The following is a 14,014-nucleotide window of genomic DNA, read 5'->3' as shown; positions in this document are numbered from 1 at the left end:
AAACCGAGGTCAATGTCTTGACCTCGGTGGCCCCGGCCACTACTTTGCGGTGGACGTCGACCCATGACTGCCGAAAGGAGGCGACCAGCGGATGTACGCCATTTCCGATCTCGGTCGCCTCGCCCAGTGCACGGTCTGGGTTCCGGGTCGAATCGCGCACGGCTGCTGAGTACGCCGTTCTGATGTGCCTGTCGAGGCACATTCCGGGTTCTTCCCGCTTCTTTCGGGTTCCTCCAGGATTTCTCCGGGGGGTCTCACCACCATCTTCCGACACGCCGCCGTCGCGTGCCGTTTTGCGCCTGCCGAGTGATGTGGCGCGTCTGATCACAGAAAGCTGCCTGAAGTTGGCGAACATGATGAATCGATCGATCACGCACCGAAATGAAGTCCTGTCATGGTAGCGGCGCGGATCACGGTCAACGGGAAAGAAGCACCGATCTCACCGTCTGCGCCCCACACCACCGTGCTGGAATTCCTGCGCGAGCGCGGTCTCACCGGCACCAAGGAGGGCTGCGCCGAGGGTGAATGCGGTGCCTGTTCGGTGCTCGTGGCCCGTCCCGGGGTGAACAAGCCCACCGACTGGGTGGCGGTCAACGCCTGCCTGGTCCCGGTCGCGGCGCTCGACGGTCAGGAGATCGTCACCTCCGAAGGTCTCGCCACCGCCGGCGAACCCGGGATGCCGCCCACCCTGCACCCGGTGCAGGAGGAGATGGCGGTCCGCGGCGGCTCCCAATGCGGTTACTGCACACCGGGTTTCGTCTGCAGCATGGCCGCCGAGTACTACCGGCCCGACCGCTGCGCGCACGCCGACTCGGACTCGGACCGTGCCGAGAGCTCCGACGCGGAGCACGGTCCGAACGGTTTCGATCTGCACGCGCTGAGCGGCAACCTCTGCCGCTGTACCGGCTACCGCCCCATCCGCGACGCCGCGTTCGTCGTCGGCACGCCCACCGATGAGGATCCGCTGGCGCAGCGCCGCGAGCAGTCCCCGCCCGTACCCGTCGCCACCGAATACGTCCGGGACGACGGCGCGTTCCTGCGGAAGAGCACCCTTGCCGAAACGCTGGAGCTGCTGCGCGAGCGGCCCGACGCGGTGGTGGTCGCCGGCTCCACCGACTGGGGCGTGGAGGTGAACATCCGTTCCCGCCGGGCGGATTGCGTGGTCGCGATCGACCGGCTGCCGGAACTGCGGGAACTGCGCGTCGAATCCGACTGCGTCGAGATCGGGGCGGCGCTGACGCTCACCGAGATCGAACGCCGACTGGACGGCAGTGTCCCGCTGCTGGCGGAGCTGTTCCCGCAGTTCGCGTCCCGGCTCATCCGCAACAGCGCGACCCTCGGCGGCAACCTGGGCACCGGCTCCCCCATCGGTGACAGCCCACCGGCGCTGCTGGCTCTGGAGGCGTCGGTGGTGCTCGCCGACGCCGACGGTGAGCACGAGGTCCCGCTGGCGGACTACTTCACCGGTTACCGGCAGAGCGTGCGCCGTCCCGGCGAGCTGATCCGCGCGGTGCGCGTTCCGCTGCCGCTGTCGCCGGTCGTGGCCTTCCACAAGATCGCCAAGCGGCGTTTCGACGACATCTCGAGCGTGGCCGCCGCGTTCGCGCTCGACATCGAGGACGGGATCGTCCGCAAGGCACGCATCGGCCTGGGCGGCGTGGCGGCGACCCCGATCCGCGCTCTCGCCACCGAGGCGGCCCTGGAGGGCAGGCCGTGGGCGGCGGAGACCGTCGAGGCCGCGGCCCTGGTGCTGCAGGGCGAGGGCACGCCGATGAGCGATCACCGCGCCAGCGCCGGCTACCGCTCCGCGATGCTCGGCCAGAGCCTGCTGAAGCTGTACGCGCGAACCGCCGAGGCGGTGCCGTCATGAGCCACTTGTCCCAGCGTCCCGAGAAGCCCGTCGTCGGCCTCCCGATGCCGCACGAGAGTGCCGCGCTGCACGTCACCGGCACCGCGCTCTACACCGACGACCTGGTGTACCGCACCAAGGACGTGCTGCACGCCTACCCGGTCCAGGTCATGAAGGCCCACGGCAGGATCACCGCGCTGCGCACCGGGCCCGCGCTCGCCGTGCCGGGGGTGGTTCGCGTGCTGACCGGTGCCGATGTGCCCGGCGTCAACGACGCCGGGATGAAGCATGACGAGCCGCTGTTCCCCGACGAGGTCATGTTCCACGGCCATGCGGTCGCCTGGGTGCTCGGCGAGACCCTGGAGGCGGCCCGGCTCGGTGCGGCGGCCGTGGAGGTGGAACTCGAAGAGCTGCCCTCCGTGGTCACGCTGCAGGACGCGATGGCGGCGAGCAGTTTTCACGGCGCTCAGCCCGTGATGCTGACCGGTGACGTCGACGCCGGCTTCGCCGACTCCGCGCATGTGTTCACCGGCGAGCTGCAGTTCTCCGATCAGGAGCACTTCTACCTGGAGACGCACTCGGCGCTGGCCTACGTCGACGAGGCCGAGCAGGTGTTCGTCCAGAGCAGCACCCAGCATCCGTCGGAGACCCAGGAGATCGTCGCGCACGTGCTCGGCCTGCACAGCCACGAGGTGACCGTGCAGTGCCTGCGGATGGGTGGCGGTTTCGGCGGCAAGGAAATGCAGCCGCACGGGTTCGCGGCCGTCGCCGCGCTCGGCGCCAAGCTGACCGGTCGGCCGGTCCGGCTGCGGCTCAACCGGACTCAGGACCTGACCATGTCCGGGAAGCGGCACGGGTTCCACGCGACGTGGAAGATCGGCTTCGACGCCGACGGCCGTATCCAGGCCCTGGACGCCACTCTGACCGCGGACGGCGGCTGGAGCCTGGATCTGTCCGAGCCGGTCGTGGCCCGCGCGCTGTGCCACATCGACAACACCTACTGGATTCCCAACGCGCGCGTCGCCGGTCGCATCGCCAAGACCAACAAGGTCTCCAACACCGCCTTCCGGGGCTTCGGCGGACCGCAGGGCATGCTGGTGATCGAGGACATCATGGGCCGGTGCGCGCCGCTGCTCGGCCTGGATCCCATGGAGTTGCGGGAGCGCAACTTCTACCGGCGGGGTCAGTGCACGCCGTACGGACAGCCGGTCGTGCAGCCCGAACGGATCTCCGCCGTCTGGCAGCAGGTGCAGGACGACGCCGGCGTCGCCGATCGCAAGCGCGAGATCGCCGCCTTCAATGCCGCGCACCCGCATACGAAGCGGGCACTGGCGGTCACCGGCCTCAAGTTCGGGATCTCGTTCAACCTCACGGCCTTCAACCAGGGTGGCGCGCTGGTCCTGATCTACAGGGACGGCTCCGTCCTGATCAACCACGGCGGCACCGAGATGGGCCAGGGCCTGCACACGAAGATGCTGCAGGTGGCCGCGACCACGCTGGGCATCCCGCTGCACAAGGTGCGGCTGGCCCCGACCCGGACCGACAAGGTGCCCAACACCTCCGCCACCGCGGCCAGTGCGGGAGCGGATCTGAACGGTGCGGCGGTGAAGAACGCGTGTGAGCAGTTGCGCGAGCGGCTGCTGCAGGTGGCCGCCAGCCAGCTGGGTTCGAACGCCTCGGACGTGCGCATCGTCGACGGCGTCGCACGCACCCTGGGCAGCGACAAGGAGCTGGCCTGGGACGACCTGGTGCGCACCGCGTACTTCCAGCGAGTTCAGCTGTCGGCGGCGGGGTTCTACCGGACCGAGGGGCTGCACTGGGACGCGAAGCGGTTCACCGGCACGCCGTTCAAGTACTTCGCCCATGGTGCCGCCGCGACCGAGGTGGAGGTGGACGGCTTCACCGGCGCGTACCGCATCCGGCGGGTGGACATCGTGCACGATGTCGGCGACAGCCTGTCCCCGATGATCGACATCGGGCAGGTCGAGGGCGGTTTCGTGCAGGGCGCGGGCTGGCTGACGCTCGAGGACCTGCGCTGGGACACGAGTGACGGGCCGAACCGTGGCCAGCTGCTGACGCAGGCCGCGAGCACCTACAAGCTGCCGAGCTTTTCGGAGATGCCCGAGGAGTTCAACGTCACGCTGCTGGAGAACGCCGCCGAGGAGGGCGCGGTATACGGGTCCAAGGCGGTGGGCGAGCCTCCGCTGATGCTGGCGTTCTCGGTGCGGGAGGCGTTGCGGCAGGCCGCCGCCGCGTTCGGGCCGAGCGGGGTCAGCGTCGAGTTGGCCTCGCCCGCGACGCCGGAGGCGGTGTACTGGGCGATCCAGACGGCCCGCGAGGCCGGTGCCTCCCGGAACGGTCACGAGAGCACGGGGTTCGCCGCGAACGGCGGGATCCGCACGGACACGGAAGCGTTGAGCGGTGCCTGACATGTCGTGGGTCGGCGCGGTCGCGCGGCTGCGAGCACGCCGGGAGCCCGGCGTGCTCGTGACCGTCGCGACCGTGCGGGGCCATGCCCCGCGCGACGCCGGTGCAAAACTCGTCGTGGGGCGGACCGAGACGTGGGGCTCGATCGGTGGCGGCAACGTCGAGGCCGTCGCGATCGACCGGGCCCGCGAGATGATCGCCGCGGCCGAGTCACGACCGGAACTGATCGATTTCGCCCTGAACGACAAGGCCACCAACCGGCACGGCGTGCAGTGCTGCGGCGGCACGGTCTCGGTACTGCTCGAACCGCTGCCGGTGGTACGGGCGGTGGCGATCTTCGGGGTGGGGCACGTCGGGCTGGAACTGGCGCGCATCCTGGCACGGCAGGACCTCGACCTGCACCTCGTCGACTCCCGGTCCGATGTCCTGGCCGAGGGGCGGCTCGACGTGTTGGCGGACGCGGTGGCGCAGGTGCACGTGCATCACACGCCGCTGCTGCCCGAGGAGGTGCTGGCGGAGCTGCCGCGCGGCACCCACGTCCTGATCATGACCCACGATCACGCCGAGGACGCCGCTCTGTGCGACGCCTCCTTGCGTACCGCGCATCTCGGCTCCATCGGGCTGATCGGGTCGGCGGCCAAGTGGGCGCGATTCCGCAAGGTGCTCGCCGGCGAGGGCGGACACGACGATGCCACCATCGACCGGATCAAGACCCCGATCGGGCTGGCCGACATCAACGGCAAGGAACCGGCGACCATCGCCGTGAGCGTCGCCGCCGATCTGCTGCGCACCTTCGAGAGCGAGGGGGACCGACTCGCCGCCGAGCGGGACTGACTCGCCGGATCGGAACGACAGGCAGCCGCGCACCACGAGGTGCCCCAGGATGTGGCCTTGATCCACTTTTCGAACACGTCCACGCTTCTGGACGGGACCACGGCTGCGGCCGGGGCCGGACGCTGCGCGGGAGTAGGTGGGCATGGGGCGGTCGGGGATTGCCTGCGAGGGCCGGTGCCGGACGTGACCGTGCCGCCGAGTGGGGCCCGGCCCGCGCTGCTGGGCCGTGACGGCTTCCTGCGCGCCGTGCGCCTTCACATCGAGCGCGCGGGCACAGGCCACGGCGGCCTGCTGCCGATCACCGGTGAGGCGGGCATCGACAAGACCTCCCTCACCGGACACGCGATGCAGGAAGCACGCCGGCAGGGCATGACCGTGGTACGCGGCTCGTGCTGGGGCGCCGACGGCACTCCTGGCTACTGGCCGTGGACGCAGGTCATCCGGGGCCTGCGCAGAGCCGCGCGAGCCGAAGCCTGGAAAGCCGCGTCGGACGGTGCCGGAGCGGCCTGGCAGGCCCTGATGGGCGGTGAGACCAAAGCGGAGGAGACGGATCAGTTCCAGCTGTTCGACGCGGTCACCACCCTGCTGATCACCGCCGCGCAGCACCAGCCGTTGCTGATCGTGCTGGAGGACGTGCACTGGGCCGACGCGGCGTCGGTCGCCCTGCTGGAGTTCGCGGCGCAGCACATGTCCCTGGAACCCGCCCTCATCGTGGCGACGTGCCGGGACGCGGAGATCGAGCGGCCGGACCACCCCTTGCGGGACCGGCTGCGCGCGCTCATGTCGCGGGCCACGACCCTGGCGCTGACGGGCCTGGGAACAGCCGACGTCGCCGAGTTGATGCACCGTACGGTGGGGAGGGCACCGGACGACCGCCTCGTCGCCGAGTCCTGGGGAGGACGGCCGGCAACCCCTTCTTCGTTCAGGAGGCCGCGCACCTGTGGGCGGACGGTCACGAGGTGACGGACATGTCGGCGAGCCTGCATGCCGCTCTGCAGCAGCGGTTGGAGCTGCTCGACGACGCGGTGGTGGCCTGCCGCATCCGTGACACCCTGCGCAGACTGGACGAACAACACCCGGCCCTGGCGGCCCACCTGCGCGGTGCGGTCTCCACCGGCACGATGTGCCGCTACACCCCCGACCAGGACATTCGCTGGCAGCTGTGACAGGGGGACCCGTGGGACCGAGCGCGTCTGTCACAGGGGCTGCCAGTCGTGCCAGGTGCTGCCGGGCTGGTGTTGCCAGCGGTGGTGCACGCCACCGGCGTTGTTGGCGAAGATCTCCAGCCGGCCGTCACGATTGCGCAGGGCCTGGATGAAGTAGCCCCCACCGCCGAAGTCCTGCCAGGTTCGCCAGGCGCCGGTTGCGTCGACCTGATAGTTGTGCTGGAGGACGTCGTCGTTCATGGCGAACACCTCGATCCGCCGGTCATGCGACTCGACGGTCGCCAAGCAGGACTCGGCTGGGCCGCCGAGCGGCTGCCATTCATGCCAGTCTCCGGCGGGGACGTTCTGCCAGCGGTGGTGGACGCCGGAGGCGTTGGTGGCGAAGACCTCCAGCCGCCCGTCGTGGTTGGTCGCCACCGCCAGATGGTCTCCGCCGAGCCCGAAGTCCACCCATTGCCGCCAGGTGCCGTTCAGGTCGGTCTGGCAGGTGTGGCGGAAGATGTCATCGGTCAGCGCGAACACTTCGATACGACCGTCCGACGCCGGCACCGCCGCAAGCCGAGCGCTCGCCGGACCACCCAGCGGCCGCCAATCATGCCACGTACCACCAGGCGTGTTGTGCCAACGATGATGCACACCCGAGGAGTTGGTCGCGAACACCTCCAACCCCCACCCGCAACCCCAACCACAGCCACAGCCACAGCCACAGCCACAGCCACCGAAGCCCGGCTCGCAGCAACCGCTTCCGACACCACCCCCACCGGCGAGACGGTCCGCACCGACGCGGGCCTCGTCCGCGGCATCCGCTCGGGTCCGTACCGGATCTTCCACGGCATCCCCTATGCGGGTGCTCCCACGGGACGGTACCGGTGGGCGCCGCCCCGCCCCGTACAGCCGTGGAAGGGGGTCCGGGATGCCACCGAACCGGGGCCGCTGTGCCCGCAGGTGCCGTCACAGTACGCGCAGATCTCCAGCACGGAGGAGGACTGCCTGATCCTGAACGTGACCACGCCGCCGGCCTCGGCCGTGCGAGGGGCCGCGCCCGTGCTCGTCTGGATCCACGGGGACGGCTCCGTGGGAGGCGGCGCCTTCTTCGACGGGCGCCGCCTCGCCGAGCGGGGCCTGGTCGTCGTCACCGTCAACTACCGTCTCGGCGTCTTCGGCGGCCTCGCGCTGCCCGGCCTGGAAGGATCCGGCACCTTCGGTCTCCAGGACCAGCGGGCGGCACTCACCTGGGTGCGGAACAACGCGCGCGCCTTCGGTGGCGACCCCGGCAACGTCACCGTGGCCGGGGTGTCGTTCGGCGCGTCCGCCGTCGCGGGGCACCTGACGTCCCCCGCTTCCCGTGGGCTCTTCCACCGGGCCGTCATGGCGAGCGGTGAGGCCACGATGGACATGCCGGCCGGCGCCATGGGACCCGGCGTACCGGGATACCCGTGGTACGTCTGGCGGACGGGGCGGGAGATGGAGGACATCACCACCGAGATGACATCGCCCCTCGGGTGCCGTGACGACCGTCCCGGACGAGTCCTCGCCTGCCTGCGGGCCCTGCCCGTCGAGACGATCCTCGAGGTGCCGTACATCATGAACGCCTTCCAGGCGTTCGGGTACGGCAACGCCACCCTGCCCGAGCTGCCGCCCCAGGCCCTGCGCGCCGGACGCTTCCACCGGGTGCCCGTGCTGTCGGGCGCGACGCTCGACGAACACCGCACATTCGTGGGGATGCTGTACGACGCCGTGGGCAAACCGTTCACCGAGGCCGACTACGACCAGGCGCTGCGCACCGCGTTCGGCGAGCGGACGGCGAAGCGTGTACGGGCCGAGTACCCCGTGGAGGCCTTCCCCTCGCCCGCGCTGGCCTGGGCCACCGTGATCACCGACCGTATGTGGGCACGCGGCACGCAGGCCCAGCACGACTCGCTGGCCCGGCACGTGCCGGTCTACGCTTACGAGTTCGCCGACCGGGACGCGCCGATGTTCCTCCCGCTGCCGGGCGAGTTCGACTTCGGCGCCTTCCACGCCGGCGACATCCCCTACCTCTTCGAGGACGAAGTGGCCGAGCCGCTGTTCACCCCGGCGCAACGCCGCCTGTCGTCCACGATGACGGGGTACTGGGCGGCTTTCGCCCGCACTGGCGCGCCCCACGGCTCCGGCCTGCCCACCTGGCCCCGCCACCGCCCGACCTCCACCGGCCGGCCGTACACCCAGTCTCTGGCACCGCACCGGATCGGGCCCGTCGACTACTACCGCCGACACAATCTGGGGTTCTGGAGCGAGCTGAACTGACCTGTCCGGTGCGGCGAGAACAGGAAGATCCTGGGCCTAGGCGCCCCCGCCAGGAGCGATCAGGCCCGTCTCGTAGGCGAAGACGACGGCCTGGACACGGTCGCGCAGGTCCAGCTTCGACAGGATGCGGCCGACGTGGGTCTTGACCGTGGTCGGGCTCAGGAAGAGCCGGGAGGCGAGTTCGGCGTTGCTGAGGCCCGTCGCGAGCAGGCGGAGCACTTCGAGTTCACGCGGGGTCAGGCCGGACAGATCGCGGTGCGGGGCGACGGTCTGCGGTTCGTCGTGCCGGGCGAAGCGCTCGATCAGCCGCCGGGTGATCGAGGGCGCGAGGAGGGCGTCACCGGACTGCACCAGATGGAGGGCGGCGACCAGGCGTTCAGGGGTGACGTCCTTGAGCAGGAAGCCGCTGGCGCCGGCCGTGAGCGCGGCGTAGACGTAGTGGTCGAGGTCGTATGTGGTGAGGATGACGACCCGGGTCTCCTGCCGGTCGTCGTTCGCGAGGATGCGCCTGGTGGCCTCGATGCCGTCCATCTCCGGCATCCGGATGTCCATGAGGACGACGTCGGGCCGCGTGCGGCGGACCGCAGCGACGGCCTCGGCCCCGTCGGCCGCCTCGGCCGTCACTTCGATGCCGTCCGCGGCCAGGATCATCTTGAACCCGGTGCGTACGAGAGCCTGGTCGTCCGCGATGACCGCGCGCAGCGGCGGCCGGACCGCGGTCATCCCGCGCTCCGGGGGATACGGGCCGTGACCTGGTAGCCACCGGTTCGGGTCGGCCCGGCCGTCAGCTCGCCCCCGTAGACGGCCAGCCGCTCGCGCAGCCCCATGTGGCCACGGCCGTTGCTCTCCACCGGCGTGGAGTCTCCCGTGCCGCCGGTGTCCGTGACCTCGATCCGCAGACAGTCGTCCGTGTACCCGATGGCAACGGACGCCTCCGCGCCGCGCGCGTGTTTGATCGTGTTGGTCAACGCCTCCTGCACGACGCGGTACGCCGCGAGGTCCACTCCCGGTGGCAGCGGTTCCGGCGGGAGCGACATCTCGACGCTGACGGGTGTCCCGGCGGCGCGCACCCGCGCGACCAGCGCGTCGAGCCGGGCGAGCTGCGGCTGGGGCTCCAGGCCATCGGGTCTGTCGTGGTCCGGTCCCGCCAACAGGCCCATCACGTTGCGCAGTTCGGCCATGGCGGCCCGACCGCCCGCCTCGACGGCCAGCAACGCCTCCTTGGACTGCTCGGGCACCACGTCCATCACCTTGCGGGCGGCGCCCGCCTGGATCACCATCACGCTCACATTGTGGGTCACGACGTCGTGCAGTTCGGCGGCGATGCGGGCTCGCTCCTCCTCGACGGCCCGGCGCATGGCCTCCTCCTGAGCCGCCTGCAGTTCGGTGACCCGGTCCCGGCTGGCTGCCAGCCGCAGTTGCAGGAAGCGGACGAGGCTGGCCAGCATCCCGGCCACCAGCAGCACGAATCCCGGGCTGGACCATCCCGGCAGCACGGGGTCCGCGTTGCGGAAGGCGATACCGGACAGCGCGGCGGCGATCACCAGGACGGCGGTCGCCAGGATCCGGTACCGGCTGTACACGACGGCACCGTAGGCGCTGACGACACAGGCCAGGACGGTGATCCAGGTGGCGGAGCCGCCGATGGCCAGGCTCGCGGCCAGCACCGTCGCGAACACGGTCAGCGGGTACCGGCGCCGGAGTGCCAGCGGCAGCGTCGACAGGACGACCAGGGCCCAGGGCGCGGGGGAAGGCTGCTCCGCCACGGGTGCCTCGCCGGGACCGGGCGGCGAGGGCGGGGCCGGTATCCCGGTGCCGACGTCGACGCCGGGAGGGTTGCCGTGCATCGGCCCGTCACCGGCGTAGCGCACCGCGACGAACAGGGCGACGACGGTGAGCAGGACCGCCAGCGCCGCGTCGGCGCGCACCGCTCGCCGGGACAGCGGGGCGGCTTTCACCTCGGGGCGCAGCGCGTCGATGAGCTGTCGGTGTCTGCCGCGCCGGTCTTCCGTCTCCATCCGCACATTCTGCTGGGCCCGGTGCCCGGCCCGCGTCCGCCTGTCCGGTCGTGGCATTGTCCGCGAGGCCTACTTCTCAGGTAGGACCCCGCGGCCGGATCATCCGCGGGAACGTTCTGATGTCGCTTCCGCGGCCGATGCGCCCCGCGGGCAGCGGTCCCTAGGTTCACCGGGTCGGCAACGGCAGGTGCCTCTCGCGACCGTAAGGACGGACGACCCGCATGAATGAAGTGATCGCACTGGAGGGTGTGGCGAAGCGCTACGACGACGCCGCCGCGCCGGCGCTCGGACCGCTCACGCTCAGCGTCGCCAAGGGCGAGGCCCTTGCCGTGACGGGACCCTCCGGCAGCGGCAAGTCCACGCTGCTGAACCTCGTCGCCGGCCTGGACAAGCCGACCGAGGGCTCCGTGACCGTGGCCGGGCGCCGGATCGACCAGTTGAGCGAGCACGCCCTCGCCAAGTTCCGCCGTGAGCACATCGGCATGGCCTTCCAGTTCTTCAACCTCCTCGACGACCTCACCGTCACGGACAACATCCTGCTTCCGGCACAGCTGACCGGGACCGGCCGGTGCTCGGCCACGGCCCGCGCGGCCGAGCTGATGGACATGCTGGGCATCCGGAAACACGCCCGCGCCTACCCGGGCCGGCTGTCCGGGGGTGAACGCCAACGGGTCGGTGTGGCAAGGGCGTTGGTCAACAGGCCGGAGCTGCTGCTCGCCGACGAGCCCACCGGTGCCCTCGACACCGCCTCGGGTCACGACGTGCGCGAACTGCTGACGGATCTGCACCGGGGCGGCCAGACCGTCGTGCTGGTGACCCATGATCTGGCGCTGGCGGAGGCGTGCGCGAGCCGCACGATCCACCTGGTCGACGGTCGCCTCGCCCTCGACACGCACGCGCGGGCCGTCCGATGAGCCTGTTCGGTGCCGGCGCGCTGGGCCGGGTCGTACGCTCCGGGGTGGCAAGGCGGCGGGTTCAGACCGTGGTGATCGCCGTGGCCACCATGATGGCGGTGGCCTCTGCCGTGGTCGCCGGGGCGCTGATGGTCGCCGCGGCCGCGCCCTTCGACCGCGCCTTCGACAGGCAGCGGGGCCCGCACCTCACCGCGCAGTTCGATCCGGCCGAGGTGAGTGCGGAGCGGCTGGCGGAGACCGGGAAGCTGGCCGGCGTCACCGCGAGCGCGGGGCCGTACTCGTCCGTCGTCTTCCGCCCGGTGGACCGGGCGGGCTTCCGGATGCCGGCGCTGACCCTGGTCGGGCGGTCCGGTCCGGACGCGCACGTGGACCGGGTGGAACTGAAGAGCGGCCGGTGGGCGCGGCAGCCGGGCGAGATCGTGCTGGACGCGTCGTTCGAGGGGCCCTCCACCGAGATCGGCTCCACCCTGAGGACGGCGGACACCGCGGACGCCCCGGCCCTCTCTGTCGTCGGGTACGCCGTGTCGGCCGGCAGGACCGCCGACGCCTGGACGATCCCGGAGCAGGTCGACGCGCTGGCGTCGCGGGGCGGCCGCGTCACGAGTCAGATGCTCTACCGCTTCGACTCGGCGGGCACGAAGCAGCGGATCCTCGCCGGCCGGGCGAGGCTCGCCGAGTCGGTGGGGCAGCGGGCGCTGCTGGCTACGCAGTCCTGGCTGGACACCAAGCGTGCCGCGGATCAGGGTGCGGCGGCGACCGTCCCGTTCGTGACGGCTTTCGGCGTGCTCGGCATCGCGATGTCGGTGATCACCGTCAGCGGTGTGGTCAGCGGTGCGGTCGGTACCGGTCTGCGCAGGATCGGCATCCTCAAGGCGATCGGCTTCACGCCACGCGAGGTCGTCGGGGCCTACGTGGCCCAGGCGCTGATTCCGGCGGGCGTCGGCATCGCCGTGGGAGTCGTGCTGGGCAACCTCCTGGCGGTGCCGCTGCTGGCGGACACGGAGTCGGTCTACGGCGCCGTCTCGCTGTCGGTGGCCTGGTGGGTGGACCTCGTGGTGCCGGTCGCCGCCCTGCTCGTCGTGGGGCTCGCGGCGCTGGTTCCCGCGCTGCGGGCCGGAAGGCTGAACACGGTCGAGGCCATCGCGATGGGCCGGGCGCCGCGCACGGGGCGCGGGCAGTGGGCGCACCGGGCGTTGGGGCGGCTGCCGCTGCCACGGCCGGTGACCTACGGTCTCGCCACCCCGTTCACGCATCCGGTCCGTGCCCTCGCCATGCTGCTCGCGGTGGCGCTCGGCACGGTCGCGGTGACCTTCGCGGTGGGGCTGACCTCGTCCCTGGGCGCGGTGGGCGCTTCGCAGGATCCCGAGAGCCGTGCGGCCGTCACGGTCACGACGGTCGGGCTTGCTGCTGTCGCTCCCCCGCCGCCGCCTCCGGTGGGGGGCGATACGGCGAGCCCGCCTCCCGTGAGCGGCAGCGCGGTCGGCACGTCCAGGCCCAGGGTCGCCGACCCGGAGAAGGTGCGGGCCGCCATCACGTCCCAGCCGGGCCTGGAGTCGTACTACGGCAAGCTTCGGACCGAGGTCGCGGTGGCCGGGGTATCCGGCTCGGTGCGGGCCAGCCTCTACGACGGCGACGCGCGCTCCGGCAGCCTCGAGATGCTGTCCGGGCACTGGATCACCGGTGCGGGCCAAGTCGTGGTGCCCTCGCGCTTCCTGGAGCGCACCGGTACCGAGATCGGGGACACGGTCCGGTTGACCTACGAGAAGGAGACCGCCGACGTGCGGATCGTGGGTGAGTCGTTCGACACCTCGGGCGACGCGCTGGAGATCCACGCGGACATGGCCGACTTCCCGTCGGCCGAGCCCAGTTCGTTCCTGGTCGACGTGAAGTCCGGTGTCCCGGCCGACGAGTACGCCCGGAAGCTCGCGGCGGCGGTGCGGCCACTGGGCGGCGACGCCACGACCGTCCCCCCGCCGGAGCAGAAGGGTGTCCTGCTGATCATGGAGGCGATGGCGGTGCTGCTCACCCTCATGCTGGTCTCCGTGGCCGGTCTCGGTGTGCTCAACTCCGTCGTCCTGGACACCCGGGAACGCGTCCACGACCTGGGCGTCTGCAAGGCGATCGGCATGACGCCGCGGCAGACCGTGAGCCTCGTGCTCTCCTCGGTGGCCGCGATCGGCGTGGCCGGCGGGCTGTTGGGCGTGCCGGCGGGGTACGTGGTGCACCGTCTCGTCATGCCGGTGATGGGGCGCGCCGTGGGCACCGGTATGCCGCCGGCGGTCCTCGACGTGTTCGGTCCTCTCCAGCTGCTCCTCCCCGGACTGGGCGGTGTCGTGCTCGCGGTGCTGGGCGCACTGGTGCCGGCCGGCTGGGCGGCCAGGGCCCGTACGGCCGCGGCGCTGCGCACCGAGTAGTTCCGCCCTTTTAATTCGCTGGCGTGTGGCCCGGTGGATCTTGTAGGTTCGCATCGCGACCGCGCCTTCCGATGCGCTCGGCTGCGGCTACTTCCTCTGACAACCA

The 14,014-nt window shown here is 71.2% G+C and carries 11 protein-coding genes; 8 read left to right on the top strand and 3 right to left on the bottom strand.

Translation table 11 applies throughout. The annotated features are described in order from the left end of the window. The first annotated feature begins 394 nt into the window (after positions 1-394). From ACSU6L_RS37575 to ACSU6L_RS37555, 5 genes are all read left to right on the top strand, one after another. Positions 395-1,870 (top strand): xanthine dehydrogenase small subunit, encoded by a 1,476-nt coding sequence (locus ACSU6L_RS37575; RefSeq protein ID WP_437064163.1) that lies wholly within the window; start codon positions 395-397, stop codon positions 1,868-1,870. Beyond that, on the top strand, positions 1,867-4,278 hold the full coding sequence (gene xdhB / locus ACSU6L_RS37570; RefSeq protein WP_437064162.1) for a xanthine dehydrogenase molybdopterin binding subunit: 2,412 nt from the start codon (positions 1,867-1,869) through the stop codon (positions 4,276-4,278). Before ACSU6L_RS37575 ends, xdhB begins: the two co-directional genes overlap by 4 nt. 1 nt (position 4,279) lies before the next feature. Then, positions 4,280-5,110, top strand: coding sequence for a xanthine dehydrogenase accessory protein XdhC (gene xdhC / locus ACSU6L_RS37565; RefSeq protein WP_437065186.1), 831 nt, complete (start codon positions 4,280-4,282; stop codon positions 5,108-5,110). A gap of 174 nt (positions 5,111-5,284) precedes the next feature. Next, positions 5,285-6,073, top strand: coding sequence for an AAA family ATPase (locus ACSU6L_RS37560; RefSeq protein ID WP_437064161.1), 789 nt, complete (start codon positions 5,285-5,287; stop codon positions 6,071-6,073). 5 nt (positions 6,074-6,078) lie between these two features. Further along, positions 6,079-6,276, top strand: coding sequence for a hypothetical protein (locus tag ACSU6L_RS37555; protein WP_437064160.1), 198 nt, complete (start codon positions 6,079-6,081; stop codon positions 6,274-6,276). 30 nt (positions 6,277-6,306) lie between these two features. Here the strand turns inward: ACSU6L_RS37555 and ACSU6L_RS37550 are convergent, their stop codons facing one another. Further along, entirely contained in the window at positions 6,307-6,825 is a 519-nt protein-coding gene (locus ACSU6L_RS37550) for a hypothetical protein (protein WP_437064159.1), read from the bottom strand. Between the two features lie 78 nt (positions 6,826-6,903). Between ACSU6L_RS37550 and ACSU6L_RS37545 the strand changes: the two genes are divergently transcribed. Next, positions 6,904-8,562: a carboxylesterase/lipase family protein gene (locus tag ACSU6L_RS37545; RefSeq protein WP_437064158.1), complete on the top strand. Its 1,659-nt coding sequence runs from the start codon at positions 6,904-6,906 to the stop codon at positions 8,560-8,562. A 36-nt stretch (positions 8,563-8,598) separates the two neighbouring features. Here the strand turns inward: ACSU6L_RS37545 and ACSU6L_RS37540 are convergent, their stop codons facing one another. Both ACSU6L_RS37540 and ACSU6L_RS37535 read right to left on the bottom strand, forming a co-directional pair. Beyond that, the gene (locus tag ACSU6L_RS37540; RefSeq protein WP_437064157.1) at positions 8,599-9,285 is read right to left on the bottom strand and encodes a response regulator; all 687 of its coding nucleotides are present in this window, start codon (positions 9,283-9,285) and stop codon (positions 8,599-8,601) included. After that, positions 9,282-10,580, bottom strand: coding sequence for a sensor histidine kinase (locus tag ACSU6L_RS37535; RefSeq protein WP_437064156.1), 1,299 nt, complete (start codon positions 10,578-10,580; stop codon positions 9,282-9,284). The genes ACSU6L_RS37540 and ACSU6L_RS37535 overlap by 4 nt, the downstream gene beginning before the upstream one ends. Positions 10,581-10,801: 221 nt before the next feature. Here ACSU6L_RS37535 and ACSU6L_RS37530 point away from each other — a divergent pair, with 221 nt between their 5' ends. Both ACSU6L_RS37530 and ACSU6L_RS37525 read left to right on the top strand, forming a co-directional pair. Then, on the top strand, positions 10,802-11,494 hold the full coding sequence (locus ACSU6L_RS37530) for an ABC transporter ATP-binding protein (RefSeq protein ID WP_437064155.1): 693 nt from the start codon (positions 10,802-10,804) through the stop codon (positions 11,492-11,494). After that, positions 11,491-13,908, top strand: a complete 2,418-nt coding sequence (locus tag ACSU6L_RS37525) for an ABC transporter permease (RefSeq protein WP_437064154.1) — start codon at positions 11,491-11,493, stop codon at positions 13,906-13,908. The genes ACSU6L_RS37530 and ACSU6L_RS37525 overlap by 4 nt, the downstream gene beginning before the upstream one ends. Positions 13,909-14,014: the final 106 nt, after the last annotated feature.

It is taken from the genome of Streptomyces sp. enrichment culture (assembly GCF_964272855.1).
Taxonomy (GTDB): Bacteria; Actinomycetota; Actinomycetes; order Streptomycetales; family Streptomycetaceae; genus Streptomyces.
The sequence above is the reverse complement of the archived record's forward strand: the minus strand, read 5'-3'. Positions and strand labels throughout refer to the sequence as shown.

Bases quoted from the DNA above. Each gene is read 5' to 3' on its own strand.
- ACSU6L_RS37575 (WP_437064163.1), top strand. From the start codon at position 395: ATGGTAGCGGCGCGGATCACGGTCAACGGGAAAGAAGCACCGATCTCA.
- xdhB (WP_437064162.1), top strand. From the start codon at position 1,867: ATGAGCCACTTGTCCCAGCGTCCCGAGAAGCCCGTCGTCGGCCTCCCG.
- xdhC (WP_437065186.1), top strand. From the start codon at position 4,280: ATGTCGTGGGTCGGCGCGGTCGCGCGGCTGCGAGCACGCCGGGAGCCC.
- ACSU6L_RS37555 (WP_437064160.1), top strand. From the start codon at position 6,079: ATGTCGGCGAGCCTGCATGCCGCTCTGCAGCAGCGGTTGGAGCTGCTC.
- ACSU6L_RS37545 (WP_437064158.1), top strand. From the start codon at position 6,904: ATGATGCACACCCGAGGAGTTGGTCGCGAACACCTCCAACCCCCACCC.
- ACSU6L_RS37540 (WP_437064157.1), bottom strand. From the start codon at position 9,285: ATGACCGCGGTCCGGCCGCCGCTGCGCGCGGTCATCGCGGACGACCAG.
- ACSU6L_RS37535 (WP_437064156.1), bottom strand. From the start codon at position 10,580: ATGGAGACGGAAGACCGGCGCGGCAGACACCGACAGCTCATCGACGCG.
- ACSU6L_RS37530 (WP_437064155.1), top strand. From the start codon at position 10,802: ATGAATGAAGTGATCGCACTGGAGGGTGTGGCGAAGCGCTACGACGAC.
- ACSU6L_RS37525 (WP_437064154.1), top strand. From the start codon at position 11,491: ATGAGCCTGTTCGGTGCCGGCGCGCTGGGCCGGGTCGTACGCTCCGGG.